Here is a 19,359-nt window from a genome sequence, read left to right on the forward strand (position 1 = left end):
CCGGACGGACCGCTCAGGTCCTCTCAGATCACTTCGGAGATCTCCTCCAGCAACCGCCGCTTCGGCCGCGCGCCCACCATCGACCGCACCGGCTCCCCGTCCCGGAACACCATGAACGTCGGCATGGAGAGCACCTTGTACGCGTCGGTGGTCTCCGGATTGGTGTCCACGTCCAGCTGCACCACCTTCAGCCGCTCGCCCTCCTCGGCGGCCAGCGCGCTGAGCACCGGCCCCATCTGCCGGCACGGCGGGCACCAGTCCGCGGTGAACTCCACCAGCACCGGCAGCTCCGCCCCGATCACCTCCGCCGCGAAGTCCGCGTCGGTCACCTCGGCCACACCCGCAGCCCTGATCACAACCCCTGCCCTCCCAGTTCGCACATCGGGTCCTCGGCCAGCGCCAGCCGCACGCCGATCTTCGCCCGCACCGCCTGCAACTCGCCGATCAGCGCGTCGAGCTCGTCCAGCTTGCGCCGGTAGACCGCGAGCGAGGCCGGGCACACATCGCCCTCCGGATGCCCCGCCCGCAGGCACTCCACGAACGGCCGCGTCTCCTCCAGGTCGAAGCCGAAGTCCTGCAGCGTCCTGATCTGCCGCAGCAGCCTCAGGTCGGCCTCGTCGTAGGTCCGGTGGCCGTGTCCGTCACGCCGCGCGGGCAGCAGCCCCCGCGACTCGTAGTACCGAAGCGTCCGCGTCGTTGTCCCGGCCCGTGCGGCCAGCTCGCCGATTCGCATGCGTACGAACGTAAGCCTTGACGCCGACGTCAAGGCAACGGCAGCAGCGGCTTCCGCTCCACCGGGGACGACAGCACGATCGAGGTCGTGGTCCGGCCCAGCGCCGAGACCTGCTCCAGGACCTCCTCCAGATGACCGGTGTCCGCGACGGCGACCTTGAGGATCCAGCAGTCCTCACCCACCACGTGGTGCACCTCCGTGACCTCCGGCCGCTCGATCAGCTCCAGCGTCCTCGGATGCTTGAGCGTGTAGCCGCCGTGCGGATCGACCCGTACGAACGCCTGGATGCCGTACCCGAGCCGGGCCGGCGCGACCCGGGCGCCGTAGCCGGTGATCGCGCCGGCCGCCTCCAGCCGCCGCACCCGCTCGGTGACCGCCGCCGGGCTGAGCCGCACCCGGCGCCCCAGCTCGCTGAGCTTGATCCGGCCGTCGCCCTGGAGCAGTTCGAGGATCTGCCGGTCCAGCGCGTCGAAGGCCACCGAGGTTTCGTTGGCGGCGGTGCGCAGATGCCGTGGTTCTTTCGGCGTCGTGGCCGCAACTCCCATGCTTCCCCCTTCATGACGTGGATGTACGCCGGGAGAATTATGGTCATGGAAAAGGCACGGGAAGTCCTGGTCATCGGCGGAAACCGCTATATCGGCAAGCGGCTGATCGCCCGTCTGCTGGCCGCCGGGGACCGGGTCACGGTCCTCAACCGCGGCTCGTCCGCCGCGCCGCCGGGCACCGCGCACCTGGTGGCGGACCGGGACGACGAGCAGTCGCTCACCACGGCGCTGGCCGGCCGCGCCTTCGACGTGGTCGTCGACCAGGTCTGCTACACCCCGCGCCAGGCGGCGATCGCCCGCCGCGTCTTCGCCGGACGCACCCGGCGCTATGTGATGACGTCGACGGTCGAGGTGTACGAATCCGAGAACTACCCGGCGCCCGTCCACGAGGACGCCGTGGACCCGCACACCGTCACCGTCGACCTCGGACTTCCCTGGCACGACCCGGAGTTCACCGAGGCCCACTACGGCGAGGGCAAGCGGCAGGCCGAGGCGGTGTTCGCGGCCGCCCCCGCCTTCCCGTACACGGCCGTACGCCTCGCCCATGTGCTGGGCGGCGCCGACGACTTCACCGGCCGCCTCGCCCACTACGCCGACCGCATCCGGGCCGCCGAGCCGATCACCGTGCCGGTCGAGAACCACCCGGCCGGCTACCTGTACGTCGAAGAGGCCGCCGACGTCGTCTTCTGGGCGGCCGGCGAGGAGTTCACCGGCCCGGTCAACGCGGCCTCCGACGGCCTGCTGACCACGGAGGAACTGTGCGCGGCGGTGGCGGCGCACGTCCCCGGCGGCAAGACGGTGTTCCGGCACGTGGAGACCGGCGAGGTCTCGCCGTACGCCTTCACCCGCTTCTACGGCATGGACAACTCCCGCGCCACCCGGCTCGGATTCGCCTTCGGCGACGTACGGCAGTGGCTGCCGCGCGCCGTCGCCGAGACCCTGGGAGAGGACGCCTGACATGCGCCACCGCAGACTCGGCGAGCTGACCGTGAGCGCCGTCGGACTCGGCGCGATGCCGCTGTCCATCGAGGGCCGCCCGGACGAGGCCCGCGCCCTGGCCACCGTGCACGCGGCCCTGGACGCCGGTGTGACCCTCCTGGACACCGCGGACTCCTACACCCTGCCCGGTGCCGCACCCGGCCACAACGAACTGCTCGTCGCCCGCGCCCTCGCCGCCTACGGCGGCGACACCTCCGACGTCCTGGTGGCGACGAAGGGCGGCCGGGGCCGCACCCCCGACGGCGGCTGGACCGTCGACGCCGGCCCACACCGCCTCAAGGCCGCCGCGGAGGCCTCCCTCAAACGACTCGGCGTCGAGGCGATCGGCCTCTACCAACTGCACAAGCCCGACCCGGCGATCCCCTTCGAGGACTCGGTCGGCGCGCTGCGCGACCTGCTCGACGAGGGAAAGATCCGCCTGGCCGGCCTCTCCAACACGGACCCGGACCAGATCCGTCGCGCCCACGCGATCCTCGGCGACCGTCTGGTGTCCGTCCAGAACCGCTACTCCCCCCAGGTCCGCGACAGCGAGCCCGAACTGCGCCTCTGCGCGGAGCTGGGCCTGGCCTTCCTCCCGTGGAGTCCTCTGGGCGGCATCACCCGCAGCTCCCTGGACGGCCCGGCACGGCTGGAGACCGGCTTCCCGGCGTTCCACGAGGTGGCCAGGGAGCGAGGGGTCACCCCACAGCAGATCTGCCTGGCCTGGCACCTGGCACAGTCCCCGACGGTCATCCCGATCCCGGGCGCGAGCCGCCCGGAGACGATCACAGCATCGGCGGCGGCAGCGGACTTGTCCCTGACGGAAGAGGAGCTGAGCTTCCTGAACACGGGGAAGTGAAGTACCGACAGGGGCACGGGGAACTGCGCGACGAGCCACGACGAACCCGCAGCCGCCCGACAACAGCTCCCCGACCCCGTGGGGCGGGGCGACTAGGCCTTCACCAGCTCCACCTGCTGCTCGGGCACGTCCACCTCAGCCGGGGCCGAAGAGTGGTCGTCGAGCAGCGTCTTCTCGTCGAACGGCGCCCGCCCCCCGAGCACCTCCGCGACCCGCTCCTTGTCGATCTCCTTCGTCCAGGTACCGATCAGGACGGTCGCGACCGCGTTGCCCGCGAAGTTCGTCAGCGCCCGCGCCTCGCTCATGAACCGGTCGATACCGACGATGAGCCCGATACCGTCCACCAGCGCCGGCTTGTGCGACTGGAGACCGCCCGCGAGGGTGGCGAGACCCGCGCCGGTGACACCCGCCGCGCCCTTGGACGCGACCAGCAGGAACAGCAGCAGCGGGATCTGCTCGCCGACCGTCATCGGCGTGCCCATCGCGTCGGCGATGAACAGGGACGCCATGGTCATGTAGATCATGGTGCCGTCGAGGTTGAAGGAGTAGCCGGTCGGGACGGTGATGCCGACGACCGGCTTGCTGACGCCCAGGTGCTCCATCTTGGCGATGAGCCGCGGCAGCGCGGACTCGGAGGAGGACGTGGACAGGATCAGCAGGAACTCCCGGCCGAGGTACTTGAACAGCGAGAAGATGTTCAGCCCGGAGACGACCCGCAGCAGCGCGCCGAGGACGATGAAGACGAACAGGAAGCAGGTCACGTAGAAGCCGAGCATCAGCACGGCGAGGCTCTTCAGCGCGTCCAGTCCGGCGGACCCGGTGACGGCGGCGATCGCGCCGAACGCACCGATCGGGGCGGCCCACATCACCATGGCGAGGATGCGGAAGACGAGCCGCTGGATGTGCTCGACACCGCGCAGGATCGGCGTGCCGGCCGGGCCCATGGCCTGCAGGGCGAACCCGGCGAGCAGGGCGATCAGCAGGGTCTGCAGCACCTCGCCGCCGGTGAACGCGGAGACGATCGTGGTCGGGATGATGCCGAGCAGGAACTCGGTGGTGTCCTTGGCCTCACCGTCGATCTGGGCGTGCCCGGCGTCCTTCACGGCGTCGGTGACGGCGAGCCCGGTGCCGGGCTCCAGGATGTTGCCGACGACCAGGCCGATGGCCAGCGCGACCAGGGACATCGCCGTGAAGTAGACGAGCGCGATGCCACCGACGGCACCGACCTTGGCGGCCTTCCGGACGGACCCGATACCGAGCACGATCGTGCAGAAGATGATCGGCGAGATCATCATCTTGATCAGGTTCACGAAGCCGGTACCGATGGGCTTCAGCTCCACCGCGAAATCGGGAGCGACCAGACCCACGGTGATACCGAGGGCGACCGCGATGATCACCGCGATGTAGAGATAGTGGGTGCGGTCCCGCTTGTCCCGCTTGGCGGGGGCTGCGGCAGGTGCCGTTCCGGGTGTGCTGGTCACGGCTGCCCTCCTTGACGACGTCGTCGGCATCACCGGCGTGCGGCTCACGTCCGGGGGAAGACCGGGGATTCTTCGGGGGGGAAGCACCGTCGAATCTCCGGGGAATGCCGTGACTATCTCCTGCCTTGTGAGGGCGGTCACCCTTCCGTTCATTTAGTTCACGCTCAGCCGGAGAGGCAGACTGAGGCCATGCGCGTCCCGTCCCTCCCCCGCAGCCTGGCCGGCCAGCTCTTCGCCATGCAGGCGGTGCTGATCGCGGTGGTCGTCGCCGGGTACGCGCTCTTCACCTACGTCAGCGACCGCCGGCAGGCCGAGGAGGCGGCGGGCCGCCAGGCCGCGGCGGTGGCCCGCTCGGTCGCGGACTCCCCGTCCGTACGGGAGGCGATCCGCACCCCCGACCCGACGTCCGCGCTCCAGCCGTACGCGCTGCGGGTCATGCGGGACACGGAGGTCGACTTCGTCACGATCATGAACCCGGAGGGGATCCGCTGGACCCACCCGAACGAGGACGAGATAGGGGAACGCTTCCTCGGCCACACGGAGCGGGCGCTGCGGGGCGAGACCTTCACCGAGACGTACACGGGCACGCTGGGCCCGTCGGTCCGCGCGGTCACACCGGTCGAGGACGGGAACGGGGACGAGGACGGGCGGATCGTGGGCCTGGTCAGCGCCGGCATCCGGGTGGAGGCGATCAGCCGACGGGTCCAGGGCCAGCTGACCGCGCTGCTCGGGGTCGCGGCGGGCGCGCTGGTGCTGGGCGCGGTCGGCACGTACGTGATCAACGCCCGCCTCCGCCGGCACACCCACGGCATGAACGCCGCCGAGCTGAGCCGCATGCACGACTACCACCAGGCCGCGCTGCACGCCGTACGCGAGGGCCTGCTCATGCTCGACGGGCAGTACAGGGTGGCGCTGATCAACGACGGCGGCCGGGAGCTGCTGGGCGTCTCCGACGACGTCGTCGGCCGCTCGGTGGCGGAGCTGGACCTGCCCGCGCCGCTGACGGGCGCGCTGCTCGCGTCGGAACCCCGGGTGGACGAGGTGCACCTGACCCGGGACCGCGTCCTGGTGGTGAACACCTCCCCCGTCTCCGGCGGCGAGCGCCGCGGCACGGTCGTCACCCTCCGCGACGTGACGGAGCTGCAGTCCCTGATGGGCGAGCTGGACTCCGAGCGCGGCTTCACCCAGGCCCTGCGCTCCCAGGCGCACGAGGCGGCGAACCGCCTGCACACGGTGGTCTCCCTGATCGAGCTCGGCCGCGCGGAGGAGGCCGTGGCCTTCGCCACCGCCGAGCTGGAGCTGGCCCAGGCGCTGACCGACCAGGTGGTGGCGGCGGTGAGCGAGCCCGTGCTGGCCGCGCTGCTCCTGGGCAAGACGGCACAGGCGAACGAGCGGGGCGTGGAACTGGAGGTGTCCAAGGACAGCCGCCTGGACGACGGACTGCTGCCGGCCGATCTGCCCTCCCGCGACCTGGTTACCATCCTCGGCAACCTGATCGACAACGCGGTGGACGCGGCGCAGGGCGGAGTGCCGGCGCGGGTCACGGTCGCGGCGTACACGGAGGGGGGCGAGCTGGTGCTGCGGGTGTCGGACACCGGCGCGGGGGTGGACGAGTCCCACGCGGACCTGGTCTTCCAGCGCGGCTTCTCGACCAAGCCGGCGGCCGGTCCCGGAGGCCGGGGGCTGGGCCTGGCCCTGGTCCGCCAGGCTGTGCACCGGCACGGCGGGGGTCTGACGGTGACGAAGGCGCCGGGGGGCGGCGCGCGCTTCGAGGTACAGCTGCCGCTGCGCACGGCGGCGGTACCCGGAGGTGACGCATGACGACCGGCGATCCGATCCGCGTCCTGGTCGTGGAGGACGACCCGGTCGCCGCGGACGCGCACGTCATGTACGTGGGCCGCGTCCCCGGCTTCGTCGCGGTGGGCACGGCCCACACCGGCGCGGAGGCACGGCGCGCGCTGGAGCGCACACCGGTGGACCTGCTCCTGCTGGACCTGCACCTGCCGGACGTACACGGCCTGCAACTGGCCCGCTCGCTGCGCGCGGCCGGCCATCACGCGGACGTGATCGCGGTGACGTCGGCGCGGGACCTGACGGTGGTCCGGGAGGGTGTGTCGCTGGGAGTCGTGCAGTACGTCCTGAAACCGTTCACCTTCGCGACCTTGCGGGACCGGCTCGTGCGCTACGCGGAATTCCGCGGCGCGGCCGGGGAGGCGAGCGGCCAGGACGAGGTCGACCGCGCCCTGGCGACGCTACGGGCCCCTGGCCCGGCAGAGCTGCCGAAGGGTCTGAGCGCACCCACACTGGAACGGGTGACCGCCGCGCTGCGGGATGCGGAGGGAGGCCTGACGGCGGCGGGGGTGGCCGAGGCGGTGGGCATCTCCCGGATCACGGCCCGGCGGTACCTGGAGCATCTGGTGGATGCGGGGAGGGCTGGGCGGAGTCCGTTGTACGGGCAGGTGGGGAGGCCGGAGCTGGTTTATCGGTGGGGACGGGGCGAGCGTCGGTGAGGGCGAGGGCTCTTTCAACGCCTACCTAGCCATAGCCGGCCGCGAGGGCGACTACCTCACCGACAACCCGCGAAGCCCTCCGCTCCCTCATCCGCGACATCAAGGCCGGGATAGCCGATCACCTCCTCTGACAACCCCGCTCCGCCCGCCGCTCAGCCCGCAAACAAATCACGGGGAGTCGTCAAGGGGTGACCGACGAGTAGTCGTCGGCCATGGCCAAAACCGTACGTTCCTACGATCTGTAATTGTGGCCGAACAGACTGTAGTCACCACCCCTTCCCCACCCCTACGTTGGTGCACCGTGCGCCGACCCTCAGCTCAGTCGAACCAGCCCGCCCCGCCCTTCAACGCCCTCGCCGCCCGTCGGCTCAGGGCCGCCCTCGGGATGGGGCCCGAGCATGTCGCCTACGGCATGCGGGCGTCGTACGGGATGCCGTACGTGACCCCTGATCTCGTGATCGCCTGGGAACGCGGGGTTGCCAGCCCCACCAGCCCGGAGCTGACCGCGCTAGCGGGGGTGCTGTGGTGCTCCCCGGCGGAGCTGATAGGCAGCCCGCGGACGCTCAAGGAACACCGGATCGCGCGGGGGCTCGCCCCGGAGGACGTGGCCCGCGCGGTCGGCCTGGAGCTGCTCGCGTATCAGCGGATGGAGGAACGCGACGAGTGGCGCGGCACGGACCGGCAGTCGGCGGCGCTCGCCGAGCTGCTCGACCTCGATCTGGCGGCCTTCGTCACCATCACCGGGCGGGAGGGAAAGCTGGCCGAAATGCTGCGCAGTGCCGTGACCACGCGCTGGCAGGCGTACGTCCGCCCGGTGGGCAAGATCGTGCCCCTGGACCGGCGCGTCCTGGAGGGCACCCTCCAGGAACTGCACCAGGACTACCAGGGGCACATGACGGCCACCCTCAGCTGGGGCGGCGGCGGCAAGGACTCCAGCGCGTCCGGCGAGGACTTCCTGGACCGGATCGTGGAGTATTTCTGGACGACCGTGCAGCGGTACACGGCCTGAGTGTCGAAAGCGCCGGTGTGCGCGGTCTAGAAGACCGACTCCGCCTCGTCCATCCGGTCCTTCGGAACCGTCTTCAGTTCCGTGACCGCCTGCGCCAGCGGCACCATCACGATGTCGGTGCCCCGCAGGGCGGTCATGTTGCCGAACTCGCCGCGGTGGGCGGCCTCCACCGCGTGCCAGCCGAAGCGGGTGGCGAGGACGCGGTCGTACGCGGTGGGGACGCCGCCGCGCTGGACGTGGCCGAGGATGACCGGCTTGGCCTCCTTGCCGAGGCGGCGCTCCAGCTCGTGGGCGAGGGCGGTGCCGATGCCCTGGAAGCGCTCGTGGCCGTACTGGTCGATCGCGCCCTTGCCGTAGTCCATGGTGCCGTCGGCGGGGTGGGCGCCCTCGGCGACGCAGACGACGGCGAACTTCTTGCCGCGGGCGAACCGCTCCTCGACCATCTTCACCAGGTCGGCGGGGTCGAAGGGGCGCTCCGGCAGGCAGATGCCGTGCGCGCCCGCCGCCATGCCGGACTCCAGCGCGATCCAGCCGGCGTGGCGGCCCATGACCTCCACCACCATCACGCGCTGGTGGGACTCCGCGGTCGTCTTCAGGCGGTCCATCGCCTCCGTCGCGACGCCTACCGCCGTGTCGAAGCCGAACGTCCGGTCCGTCGACGAGATGTCGTTGTCGATCGTCTTCGGGACGCCGACCACCGGCAGGCCCGCGTCGGACAGCATGCGCGCGGCCGTCAGCGTGCCCTCGCCGCCGATCGGGATCAGCGCGTCGATGCCGAAGTCGCTGACGATGTCGGCCGCGTTGTCGCAGGCCTCACGCAGGCGGTCGCGCTCCAGGCGCGAGGAGCCGAGGATGGTGCCGCCGCGGGCGAGGATGCCGCTGACGGCGTTCAGGTCGAGGGTGCGGTAGCGGCCGTCGAGCAGGCCCGCGTACCCGTCCTCGAAGCCGATGACCTCGTCGCCGTAGTTGTCGACCGCTCGGTGCACGACCGACCGGATCACTGCGTTCAGGCCGGGGCAGTCGCCGCCTGCGGTGAGAACTCCGATACGCATCGTGCTGTGTCTCCTGCTCGCTGTTGATACCGGTGAGCCACTACCGATTGTTTCACGTCCCTCACCCCGTTGCTGCTCACCACTCTTGACGGGCGCCTTATCCAGTGGCGGGGGTATTGTCAAGAGGGTTCTGCTCACCTCGGTGGGCGATTTTTGTACCCCATCCGAGACGAAACCCACTCGAGACGAAACGGAGAGCACACGTGACGCGCAGCGTGTACGTGACCGGCATCGACCGCGGCGACGGCCGCCAGGTCGTGGAGCTGGGGGTCATGGAGCTCCTGACCCGGCAGGTCGACCGGGTGGGTGTCTTCCGTCCCCTCGTCCATGACGGGCCCGACCGCCTGTTCGAGCTGCTGCGTTCCCGCTACCGGCTGTCGCAGGACCCGGCGACCGTCTACGGCATGGACTACCACGAGGCGTCCGCGCTCCAGGCCGAACGCGGCACGGACGAGCTGGTCGCCTCCCTCGTCGACCGCTTCCACCTGGTCACCCGTGACTACGACGTGGTCCTCGTCCTCGGCACCGACTTCGCCGACACCCAGCTCCCCGACGAGCTGTCCCTGAACGCCCGGCTCGCCAACGAGTTCGGCGCGTCCGTGATCCCCGTCGTCGGCGGCCGCAAGCAGCCCGCCGAGTCCGTGCTCGCCGAGACCCGCAACGCCTACCGCGCCTACGACGGCCTGGGCTGCGACGTCCTCGCCATGGTCACCAACCGGGTGGCCCGCGAGGACCGCGACGAGATCGCCGAGCGGCTGGCCGGCCGGCTCCCGGTGCCCTGCTACGTGGTGCCCGACGAGCCCGCGCTGTCCGCGCCGACCGTCTCCCAGATCGGCCACGCCCTGGGCGCGAAGGTGCTGCTCGGCGACGACTCCGGGCTCGCCCGGGACGCGCTGGGCTTCGTCTTCGGCGGGGCCATGCTGCCGAACTTCCTGGGCGCTCTGACCCCGGGCTGCCTGGTGGTCACCCCCGGCGACCGCGCCGATCTGGTGGTCGGCGCGCTGGCCGCGCACAGCGCCGGCACCCCGCCGATAGCCGGCATGCTCCTCACCCTCGACGAGGTGCCGAGCGACGAGGTCCTCACCCTCGCCGCGCGCCTCGCCCCCGGCACCCCGGTGCTCTCGGTGTCCGGCAACAGCTTCCCCACCGCCGAGCAGCTGTTCTCGCTGGAGGGCAAGCTGAACGCGGCCACTCCGCGCAAGGCGGAGACCGCCCTCGGCCTGTTCGAGCGGTACGTCGACACCGCCGACCTGAACAAGCGGGTCTCCGCGCCGAGCAGCGACCGCGTCACCCCGATGATGTTCGAGCACAAACTGCTGGAGCAGGCCCGCGCGAACCGGCGCCGGGTGGTGCTGCCGGAGGGCGACGAGGAGCGGGTGCTGCACGCCGCCGAGGTGCTGCTGCGCCGCGGCGTGTGCGATCTGACGCTGCTGGGCCCGGAGGACCGTATCCGCAAGAAGGCCGCCGATCTCGGCATCGACCTCGGCGAATGCCGGCTGATCGACCCGGCGACCTCGGAGCTGCGCGACGCGTTCGCCGAGAAGTACGCGGCGCTGCGCGCCCACAAGGGCGTCACCGTGGAGCTGGCCTACGACGTCGTCTCCGACGTGAACTACTTCGGCACCCTGATGGTGCAGGAGGGCCTGGCCGACGGCATGGTGTCGGGCTCGGTGCACTCCACGGCGGCCACCATCCGCCCGGCCTTCGAGATCATCAAGACCAACCCGGACGCCTCGATCGTCTCCTCGGTCTTCTTCATGTGTCTCGCCGACAAGGTGCTCGTCTACGGCGACTGCGCGGTCAACCCGGACCCGGACGCCGAGCAGCTGGCCGACATCGCCGTCCAGTCGGCGGCCACCGCCGCCCGGTTCGGCGTGGAGCCGCGGATCGCGATGCTGTCGTACTCCACCGGCACGTCCGGCTCCGGCGCCGACGTCGACAAGGTGCGCGCGGCCACGGAGCTGGTGCGTGCGCGGCGCCCCGATCTGAAGATCGAGGGCCCGATCCAGTACGACGCCGCCGTCGAGCCGTCGGTCGCCGCGACCAAGCTGCCGGGATCCGAGGTCGCCGGGCAGGCAACGGTTCTGATCTTCCCGGACCTCAATACGGGTAACAACACCTACAAGGCCGTGCAGCGCTCGGCCGGCGCGATCGCCGTCGGCCCGGTGCTGCAGGGTCTGCGCAAGCCCGTCAACGACCTGTCCCGGGGCGCGCTCGTCCAGGACATCGTCAACACCGTCGCCATCACGGCCATCCAGGCCCAGTCCCCGATCGAGAAGGCTTCCGACCAGTGAGTCCGACCCGCGTCCTCGTCCTCAACTCCGGCTCGTCCTCGCTGAAGTACCAGCTGCTCGACATGCGGGACAGCAGCCGGCTGGCGGCGGGCCTCGTCGAGCGCATCGGTGAGCAGACCTCCCGGCTGAAGCACACCCCGCTGCACGGCGGCGGCGAGAGCCGCGAGTGGACGGGGCCGATCGCCGACCACGACGCCGCCCTGAAGGCGGTCTCCGCCGAGCTGGCCAAGGACGGCCTCGGTCTGGACTCGCCGGAGCTGGCCGCGATAGGCCACCGGGTGGTGCACGGCGGCAAGTACTTCACGCAGCCGACGGTCATCGACGAGACCGTGCTCGCCGAGATCGAGCGGCTGATCCCGGTCGCCCCGCTGCACAACCCGGCGAACCTCACCGGTATCCGCACCGCGCAGGCGCTGCGGCCGGACCTGCCGCAGGTCGCCGTCTTCGACACCGCGTTCCACACCACGATGCCGGAGTCGGCGGCCCGGTACGCGATCGACGTGAAGACCGCCGACCAGCACCGCATCCGCCGCTACGGCTTCCACGGCACCTCGCACGCGTATGTGTCCCGGGCGACGGCGAAGCTGCTGGGCAAGGCGCCGGAGGAGGTGAACGTGATCGTGCTGCACCTGGGCAACGGGGCGTCGGCCACGGCGGTGCGGGGCGGTCGCTGCGTGGACACCTCCATGGGGCTGACGCCTTTGGAGGGGCTGGTGATGGGTACCCGCTCCGGCGACATGGACCCGGCCGTCATCTTCCATTTGATGCGTGTTGGCGGAATGTCCACGGACGAGATCGACACTCTTCTCAACAAGAAGAGCGGACTGATCGGTCTGTGCGGTGACAACGACATGCGCGAGATCCGCCGGCGGGTGGACGAGGGCGACGAACAGGCGCAACTCGCCTTCGACATCTACATTCACCGCTTGAAGAAGTACATCGGCGCTTATTACGCCGTGCTCGGCAAGGTGGACGCGGTCGCCTTCACCGCCGGCGTCGGCGAGAACGCGGCCGCGGTGCGGGAGGCCGCCGTGGCGGGCCTGGAGGAGCTGGGCCTGGCCGTCGACGGCGAGCTGAACGCCGTACGCGGCGGCGAACCGCGACTGATCTCGCCCGAGCACGCGCGGGTCGCGGTCGCCGTGGTCCCGACCGACGAGGAACTGGAGATTGCCACGCAGACCTACGCGCTGGTTAATGACTCAGCGAATCTCACCTGAGCGGCATCCCGCCCTTTTGTATTTTCCGCCAGCCGGAATATTCCGCAGCGAAACAAACCGATAGGATCGCCCCATGCGCCGTTCGAAAATCGTCTGTACTCTCGGCCCAGCGGTCGACTCCCATGAGCAACTGGTCGCGCTGATCGAAGCCGGCATGAACGTGGCCCGCTTCAACTTCAGCCACGGCACCCACGAGGAGCACCAGGGGCGGTACGACCGCGTCCGGGCCGCCGCCAAGGAGACCGGCAGGGCCATCGGTGTCCTCGCCGACCTCCAGGGCCCGAAGATCCGGCTCGCGACCTTCGCCGAAGGCCCGGTGGAGCTGGTGCGCGGTGACGAGTTCACCATCACCACCGACGACGTCCCGGGCGACAAGACGATCTGCGGCACGACCTACAAGGGTCTGACCGGCGACGTCTCGCGCGGCGACCAGATCCTCATCAACGACGGCAACGTCGAGCTGAAGGTCCTGGACGTCGAGGGCTCGCGGGTGAAGACGATCGTCATCGAGGGCGGCGTCATCTCCGACCACAAGGGCATCAACCTGCCCGGCGCGGCCGTCAACGTGCCCGCGCTGTCCGAGAAGGACGTCGAGGACCTGCGGTTCGCGCTGCGCATGGGCTGCGACATGGTCGCCCTCTCCTTCGTCCGGGACGCCAACGACGTGCACGACGTCCGGAAGATCATGGAGGAGGAGGGCCGCCGGGTCCCGGTCATCGCCAAGGTGGAGAAGCCGCAGGCGGTGGCCAACATGGAGGACGTCGTGATGGCGTTCGACGGTGTGATGGTCGCGCGCGGCGACCTGGCCGTCGAGTACCCGCTCGAGAAGGTCCCGATGGTGCAGAAGCGGCTCATCGAGCTGTGCCGCCGCAACGCCAAGCCGGTGATCGTGGCGACCCAGATGATGGAGTCGATGATCACCAACTCGCGGCCGACCCGCGCCGAGGCCTCCGACGTGGCCAACGCGATCCTGGACGGCGCCGACGCGGTCATGCTCTCCGCCGAGTCCAGCGTGGGCGCGTACCCGATCGAGACCGTCAAGACGATGTCGAAGATCGTCCAGGCGGCCGAGGAGGAGCTGCTGGCCAAGGGCCTGCAGCCGCTGGTTCCGGGCAAGAAGCCGCGTACGCAGGGCGGTTCGGTGGCCCGTGCCGCCTGCGAGATCGCCGACTTCCTCGGCGGCAAGGGCCTGGTGGCCTTCACCAAGTCCGGTGACACCGCCCGCCGGCTGTCCCGCTACCGCGCGACCCAGCCGATCCTGGCCTTCACCACCGACGAGTCCACCCGCAACCAGCTGGCGCTCAGCTGGGGCGTGGAGCCCAACGTCGTGCCGTTCGTGAACAGCACCGACGAGATGGTCGACCTGGTGGACCAGGAGGTCATCAAGCTCAACCGCTTCAACCCGGGCGACATCATGGTCATCACCGCCGGTTCGCCCCCCGGCGTCCCCGGCACCACCAACATGGTCCGGGTGCACCACCTGGGCGAGGGCGACCGCGACTGACGCCGCCTCCCGTACGACACTGAGGGCGCCCCCTGCGGCAGGGGGCGCCCTCAGTGCTTTCGCGGCTCCCGAACGGGCCTGTGCGGGCGGTCAGTCGGTGACGTACTGATGCAGCCCGGGGACGTGCAGGGTGCCGCCGAACTGGCCGGCCTGGACCACCTTCACCTTCGTGAAGTAGATCAGCGGGATGTCCAGCGGCGGCGGGTTCTCCGGGTCGAAGGTGATCGGGATCAGCCCGAGCAGATTGCCCGAGATGCTCTCCGTGTACATCACCGTGTCGCCGTCCCGGATGGTCGACGTCGAGCCCTTGGCCGCCTCGACGTGGTACGTCTTGCCGGACTGCTCGTCCTTCACCGTCTGGTGCAGGTCGCCGATGTCGGTGCCGTTCGATATGACGTACTTCAGCACCTTCTTGGTGGTGCCGTTGGCGGTGCGCACCTCGACGATGCCCTTGTAGGAGGCGCCCTTCAGCGTCAGCGAGCTGGCGTTCAGGTACCAGGGGTCGTCGGGCAGCGGCACCGGGTTGTCGACACCGCCCTCAGCGTCGGTGGCGACCGGGCAGTCGTCCACGTCGGTGCTCGGGCTCGCCGAGGGGGACGGGGTGGCCGTCGCCTCGGGGTCCTCGGTCGGCTCCGCGGTCGGTTCGCCGGCCGCCTCCTCCGACGCCGTGTCGCCGGCGCCCTCGGCGGTGTCCTCCACCGCGTCGGTGACCTTGTCGGTGGTCTCCTTCACCGGGTCCCCGGCGTCGCCGCTCCCGGAGTCCGCGCCCTGGCTCTCGGCCGGGCTCGGGGTCGCCGAGGCGGACGGGGCCGGAGTGGCGCTGGGGCTCTCCTCGGCGCCGCCGCCGGTGACGCCGTCGACGACGCCGCCGACCACACCGGTGACCGTGTCGCCGATGGTCTCCAGCACGCCCTGCTGCGTCTCGGACGGCGAGGGCGCGGCCTGCGGCTCCTTCGTCTCCGGTGCCTCGGCGGAGGCGGACGGCGTGGGCTCGGCCTCGTCGGCGGAACCTGAATCCGCCGAAGAACCCTCACCCGAGCCGGAACCGCCCGTGCCGGAGCCCGAGTCGCCGGAGCCGGAGCCCGAGCCGGACGTGGCCGACGGGGTCGGCTCGGCGCCGCCGCCCGACGGGCTCTCGCTCGCCGAGGCGGACGGCGACGGCGTGGCCGTGGCGGTGTCGCCCTTCTCGGCGTCCTCCAGGGCCGCGACGCACGCCTTGTACTCGTCGGCCGTCAGGCTCCGTGACGCCGGCTGGTCCTCGGCGAGGGCGAGTTTCGGAGTGAACCCCATCCCCATCAGGACCGCGGTCGGCATCGCCGCCAGGGCTATCGCCTTGCCGGCCGGCATGTGGAACCTGGTGAACAGCGGCTTCTTGGGTGCCGCGTGGCGCGGCCCGGTTCTCACACGGGACTCGTCCACATCAGCCCCGTGGGTCACCTCGTCAGCCGGCACTGTGCCTCCCGTTCGCCTCGTTGCCGGGGCTCGTTCCTGACAGATCGTCGGATGCACCCACCGTGTCCGTGTCCGTGACCGGGGCCTGCGGGGCCTTGCCGAGGCCGGTGTCCCCGGGGGCCGTGCCCGTTCCCTCGACGTCCGCCGGCGCCGGAGCGGGCGGCGCGCCCTCGGCCCAGGACACCGCCATCGCGCCGCCGATGAGGGCGAACAGGAAGCCGATGAGGAAGCCGCCGAGGTTGGAGACGGGGATGGACACCAGCGCCAGCAGGATCGCCGCCACGCCCGCGAAGACCCGGACGTGCTTCTGGAACCAGAGGCTCAAGCCGAGGACGACGAGCAGTACGCCGATGATCAGGGACCCGGCACCCGCGGTGGTGGCCATCGCCAGCGTCAGATGGCCGAGCCGGAGGTTTGCGTACGGGAAGTAGGCGATGGGGAGTCCGCCGAGCATGACGAACAGGCCGGCCCAGAACGGCCGGGTGCCCCGCCAGGCGCGGAAGTTCCGCCGAAAGACCCGGAGGTAGTGCTCGTCGTTGCCGGGCGCGGCAGGAGTCTCGGCGCTCATGGAAAACAGCTCCCTGGAACGGCGTTGCCGTGGTGAGTGGTACTGCGAATGCAGAGTTGGAGAGTGGACGGGCGGGGGGCCACCGGCGCCCCCGCCCGTCAGCGAGTGCTTAGTAGCACTCCTTGACACCCGTCGACAGCGACATCTTCAGGCCGCTGAGCTTGAAGGTTCCGGCGGTGGTCGCCCACGCCGTCTGCTTCACGTCCTTGAGGGTGACCGAATCGGCCTGCTGAGCGAACCCGAAGGGGTTGGCCTGCTCCTTGCCGCCCTTCATGCCGGGACCCTTGGAGGCGTCCTTGGCGGCCACACCGATGTCGATGCCGCGGAAGGTGGCGTCACCTTCCAGCTCGGCGACGTCGATGTACAGGTTCTCGGCCTTGACCGGGGTGTCACCCTGGCCGGCCCGCAGGATCAGGCTGACATTGCCGAGCACCGGGATGTTCGGCGTGACGACCGACTGACACATGTTCTTGATGGTCGCGGACTTGAACGCCGAGACGGCGACGGGGTGAACCGTCTTCTTGCCGTCGAGCGTGTAGCCCTCGTCAAGAGCGCCGTACTGCGCGAAGCCCGTGCCGTCGAGCTGCTCGGTCGTAACCTTGAAAGACTGTCCGGAAACGCTGAACGACGCGGCGAGAGCACCCTGCGCGAGCGCGACGCCTATCGCCGCCGTGGCGGCCACGCTGGGCACCATGACCACGGCGAACCGCTTCCATCTGGTCCCACCACGCACCTGGGACTCCATATTTCCTCCTTCTCGGACGTACATCTCCTGACCCTGACTGGCCCCCGTTCGGCGGCTCAGCCGGGCAGGGATGGGAGAAGTGCTACGTCCTCGGGAAGGAGAGCGCCCGCGCTCGGCGGCGCGTAACGCGCCCGAATCACCGGCGATCACCCCCGAGCGACAACCACTGGTCGCGCCTGACACGCATCACGCACAACCCTGCCGGACAGGCTTCGCCCGCTGGCGAAGACCCCCCTGTCCAAGAGCCGGCGGCACCGCCGTCGGCTCTGCTCGGTGGGGACCCAGGAAACCTCGCGACCCGATTGGCTGTCGGGGTGCGGGAATGGACCGAGCGTCGCCGATCGTGGTGCATTCTCGCCGCCCGCACAAGGGGGTTCGTTACTCGCTAGTAACGGCCGGATAACCGAAGCACGACCCCTTGATCTCGCTCGGCGACGCAGGGTGGCATCGAAGGGGGTGACAAAGAAGGAATGCCGGGACGGAACCCGACAGAACAGCGACCCCGACTTACTGGCAGTAACAGCGGCCGCGATTACCAAGATTTGGCAAAGCGCGGCCGCACCTGCGCTGCGACGGCAGCCGTGTCACTCCTAGAACAGGGCGCGCGCCAGCGCCCGTCGGGCCGCGGTCACCCGCGGATCGTCGGCCCCGACGACCTCGAACAGTTCGAGCAGCCGCAGCCGTACGGCATCCCGGTCGTCGCCGGCCGTGCGCGCCACGGTGTCGATGAGCCGCCCGAACGCGTCCTCGACATGCCCGCCGACCAGATCGAGGTCGGCGGCGGCGATCTGCGCCTGGGGGTCGGCCGGTTTCTCGGCGGCGTCCTTGCGCACCCGCTGCGGGTCGAGGCCCTGCACCCGCTGGAGCAACTCGGCCTGCGCCAGACCCAGTTTCGCCTCCGGGTTGGCCGGGTCGTCGGACAGTACGTTCTTGTACGCCCGCACCGCGCCGCCCAGGTCGCCCGCGTCCAGCGCCTGCGCCGCCGCGTTCAGAGCGGCCTCGTGCGGACCGGCCGGCTGGGCCGGCGGCTGGGCCGCGCCCGGCTCCGCCTCCGGGTCGACGGTGAGACCGGTCAGACCGAAGCGCTGCTCGGCGACGGCCACCAACTGGTCGAGGGTCTCCCGGATCTGGGCCTCACCGGCCGCGCCCTGGAAGAGCGGCAGCGCCTGCCCCGCGACGACCGCGAAGACGGCCGGGATGCCCTGGATCCCGAACTGCTGCATCAGCATCTGGTTGGCGTCGACGTCGATCTTGGCGAGGAGGAAACGCCCGTTGTACTCGACGGCCAGCCGCTCCAGGACCGGGCTCAGCTGCTTGCAGGGCTGGCACCACTCGGCCCAGAAGTCGATGACGACCGGGACTTCGGTGGAGCGCTGGAGGACGTCACGCTCGAAGGTGGCCTCGTCGACGTCGATGACGAGATCGGCCGGGGAGACGGCGCCGCCCCCGCCCTGGCGGGCCGCTTCGGCGCGCGCCTGCTCGGCCTTGGCCTTGGCCTCTTGGGCCGCCTTGACCGCGGCGAGGTCGACGACGCCGCTCATGGACATGTTCCGTGGCTGCATGCGTCTATCCTCCCCCGTTCCCGCGCGTGTGTGAAAAACGATGTGGAAGCCGGGCGCCGGGTCCCCACCCCACGCCCTGTGGTCGTCGCCCGCGTGTGCCGCTCACGAGCTTTCGCTACGAGTCGTAGCGTAATGGCACACGAGGCCCGCGCGGCAGCCCCGAGCGGTGATCTGCCTCACTGCGCGCGCGAACGGGCCGGCCCGGAAGGCGCCGGATATGGTCGACGGCATGCACAGCCGCACCCACGCCGGCCGCGCGGGACGCCCGCGCAGCACCACCGCCGACGCCGCCATCCTGGCCGCGACCCGGGCGGCCCTGGTCGACCTCGGCTGGTCGAAGCTCACCCTGGGGGACGTGGCGTCACGCGCCGGGGTCGCCAAGACGACGCTCTACCGGCGCTGGGCGGGCAAGAACGAACTCGTCGTCGACGCGGTGGCGGAACTCTTCGACGAACTCCGCCTCCCCGACCGCGGCACCCTCGCCGCCGACATCGAGGGCGTGGTCTTCCAGTTCGCCGCGATCCTGGCACGGCCCGAGGCGAAGAGCGGCCTGATGGCGGTCCTGGCCGAGTCCACCCGCGACGACGCCCTGCGAGAACGCATCCGCACCTCCATCGTCGACCGGCAGAAGCGCCTGGTCCTGGAGGGCCGCGCCCGAGCCCAGGAACGCGGCGAGCTGCCCCCCGAGACGGATCCCGGAGAGGCAGCTCGTACGGCCGACCTCATCTTCGACGTGGTGGCGGGCGCGGTGGTCCACCGCGAACTGGTCAGCGCGGAACCGGTGGACGAGGAGTGGGTCCACAGCTTCACGCGGATACTGCTGCTGGGCCTCACGGCGGCCTAGAGGTGT

18 protein-coding genes are annotated in these 19,359 nt (G+C 70.6%); 9 read left to right on the forward strand and 9 right to left on the reverse strand.

Going from position 1 to position 19,359, the window contains the following annotated elements; translation table 11 throughout:
• Positions 1-23: 23 nt before the first annotated feature.
• From ACSU6L_RS11775 to ACSU6L_RS11785, 3 genes are read right to left on the reverse strand one after another with little or no spacing between them, the layout of a single operon-like run.
• Complete coding sequence (locus ACSU6L_RS11775) at positions 24-356, reverse strand: thioredoxin family protein (protein ID WP_437056154.1); 333 nt, start codon at positions 354-356, stop codon at positions 24-26.
• Positions 353-733, reverse strand: a complete 381-nt coding sequence (locus ACSU6L_RS11780; protein WP_073941011.1) for a MerR family transcriptional regulator — start codon at positions 731-733, stop codon at positions 353-355. Before ACSU6L_RS11780 ends, ACSU6L_RS11775 begins: the two co-directional genes overlap by 4 nt.
• A 29-nt stretch (positions 734-762) precedes the next feature.
• Complete coding sequence (locus tag ACSU6L_RS11785; protein ID WP_437056156.1) at positions 763-1,278, reverse strand: Lrp/AsnC family transcriptional regulator; 516 nt, start codon at positions 1,276-1,278, stop codon at positions 763-765.
• 45 nt (positions 1,279-1,323) lie between these two features.
• Between ACSU6L_RS11785 and ACSU6L_RS11790 the strand changes: the two genes are divergently transcribed.
• On the forward strand, positions 1,324-2,235 hold the full coding sequence (locus tag ACSU6L_RS11790; RefSeq protein ID WP_437056158.1) for an NAD-dependent epimerase/dehydratase family protein: 912 nt from the start codon (positions 1,324-1,326) through the stop codon (positions 2,233-2,235).
• Between the two features lies 1 nt (position 2,236).
• On the forward strand, positions 2,237-3,115 hold the full coding sequence (locus tag ACSU6L_RS11795) for an aldo/keto reductase (protein WP_437056160.1): 879 nt from the start codon (positions 2,237-2,239) through the stop codon (positions 3,113-3,115).
• Positions 3,116-3,207: 92 nt separating this feature from the next.
• On the opposite strand, the gene ACSU6L_RS11800 is transcribed toward ACSU6L_RS11795, so the two are convergent.
• A complete protein-coding gene (locus tag ACSU6L_RS11800; protein WP_437056162.1) occupies positions 3,208-4,596 on the reverse strand; it encodes a cation:dicarboxylate symporter family transporter in 1,389 nt (462 codons plus the stop codon).
• A 189-nt stretch (positions 4,597-4,785) separates the two neighbouring features.
• Between ACSU6L_RS11800 and ACSU6L_RS11805 the strand changes: the two genes are divergently transcribed.
• The 3 genes from ACSU6L_RS11805 to ACSU6L_RS11815 all read left to right on the forward strand — a co-directional run bounded on the left by ACSU6L_RS11805 (position 4,786) and on the right by ACSU6L_RS11815 (position 8,115).
• Positions 4,786-6,417 (forward strand): sensor histidine kinase, encoded by a 1,632-nt coding sequence (locus ACSU6L_RS11805; RefSeq protein WP_437056164.1) that lies wholly within the window; start codon positions 4,786-4,788, stop codon positions 6,415-6,417.
• Positions 6,414-7,106 (forward strand): response regulator, encoded by a 693-nt coding sequence (locus tag ACSU6L_RS11810; RefSeq protein ID WP_437056166.1) that lies wholly within the window; start codon positions 6,414-6,416, stop codon positions 7,104-7,106. The genes ACSU6L_RS11805 and ACSU6L_RS11810 overlap by 4 nt, the downstream gene beginning before the upstream one ends.
• Positions 7,107-7,407: 301 nt before the next feature.
• Positions 7,408-8,115, forward strand: coding sequence for an XRE family transcriptional regulator (locus ACSU6L_RS11815; protein WP_437056168.1), 708 nt, complete (start codon positions 7,408-7,410; stop codon positions 8,113-8,115).
• Between the two features lie 26 nt (positions 8,116-8,141).
• Here ACSU6L_RS11815 and ACSU6L_RS11820 read toward each other — a convergent pair whose 3' ends face one another.
• Positions 8,142-9,167 (reverse strand): ATP-dependent 6-phosphofructokinase, encoded by a 1,026-nt coding sequence (locus ACSU6L_RS11820; protein WP_073941001.1) that lies wholly within the window; start codon positions 9,165-9,167, stop codon positions 8,142-8,144.
• 203 nt (positions 9,168-9,370) lie between these two features.
• On the opposite strand from ACSU6L_RS11820, the gene pta reads away from it, so the two are divergent.
• From pta to pyk, 3 genes are all read left to right on the forward strand, one after another.
• A complete protein-coding gene (gene pta / locus ACSU6L_RS11825; protein WP_437056170.1) occupies positions 9,371-11,461 on the forward strand; it encodes a phosphate acetyltransferase in 2,091 nt (696 codons plus the stop codon).
• Positions 11,458-12,678, forward strand: a complete 1,221-nt coding sequence (locus ACSU6L_RS11830; RefSeq protein ID WP_437056172.1) for an acetate kinase — start codon at positions 11,458-11,460, stop codon at positions 12,676-12,678. Before pta ends, ACSU6L_RS11830 begins: the two co-directional genes overlap by 4 nt.
• 73 nt (positions 12,679-12,751) lie before the next feature.
• Positions 12,752-14,182: a pyruvate kinase gene (gene pyk / locus ACSU6L_RS11835; protein ID WP_437056174.1), complete on the forward strand. Its 1,431-nt coding sequence runs from the start codon at positions 12,752-12,754 to the stop codon at positions 14,180-14,182.
• A gap of 90 nt (positions 14,183-14,272) precedes the next feature.
• Here the strand turns inward: pyk and ACSU6L_RS11840 are convergent, their stop codons facing one another.
• The 4 genes from ACSU6L_RS11840 to ACSU6L_RS11855 form a co-directional block, all read right to left on the reverse strand.
• A complete protein-coding gene (locus ACSU6L_RS11840; RefSeq protein WP_437056176.1) occupies positions 14,273-15,634 on the reverse strand; it encodes a hypothetical protein in 1,362 nt (453 codons plus the stop codon).
• Entirely contained in the window at positions 15,624-16,202 is a 579-nt protein-coding gene (locus tag ACSU6L_RS11845; protein WP_437056178.1) for a DUF6114 domain-containing protein, read from the reverse strand. Before ACSU6L_RS11845 ends, ACSU6L_RS11840 begins: the two co-directional genes overlap by 11 nt.
• Positions 16,203-16,311: 109 nt before the next feature.
• Positions 16,312-16,947, reverse strand: a complete 636-nt coding sequence (locus ACSU6L_RS11850) for a DUF6230 family protein (protein WP_073940995.1) — start codon at positions 16,945-16,947, stop codon at positions 16,312-16,314.
• A gap of 590 nt (positions 16,948-17,537) precedes the next feature.
• Positions 17,538-18,509: a tetratricopeptide repeat protein gene (locus ACSU6L_RS11855; protein WP_437056180.1), complete on the reverse strand. Its 972-nt coding sequence runs from the start codon at positions 18,507-18,509 to the stop codon at positions 17,538-17,540.
• 229 nt (positions 18,510-18,738) lie between these two features.
• On the opposite strand from ACSU6L_RS11855, the gene ACSU6L_RS11860 reads away from it, so the two are divergent.
• Complete coding sequence (locus ACSU6L_RS11860) at positions 18,739-19,353, forward strand: TetR/AcrR family transcriptional regulator (RefSeq protein WP_437056182.1); 615 nt, start codon at positions 18,739-18,741, stop codon at positions 19,351-19,353.
• Positions 19,354-19,359: the final 6 nt, after the last annotated feature.

Source organism: Streptomyces sp. enrichment culture (genome assembly GCF_964272855.1).
Lineage (GTDB): Bacteria > Actinomycetota > Actinomycetes > Streptomycetales > Streptomycetaceae > Streptomyces.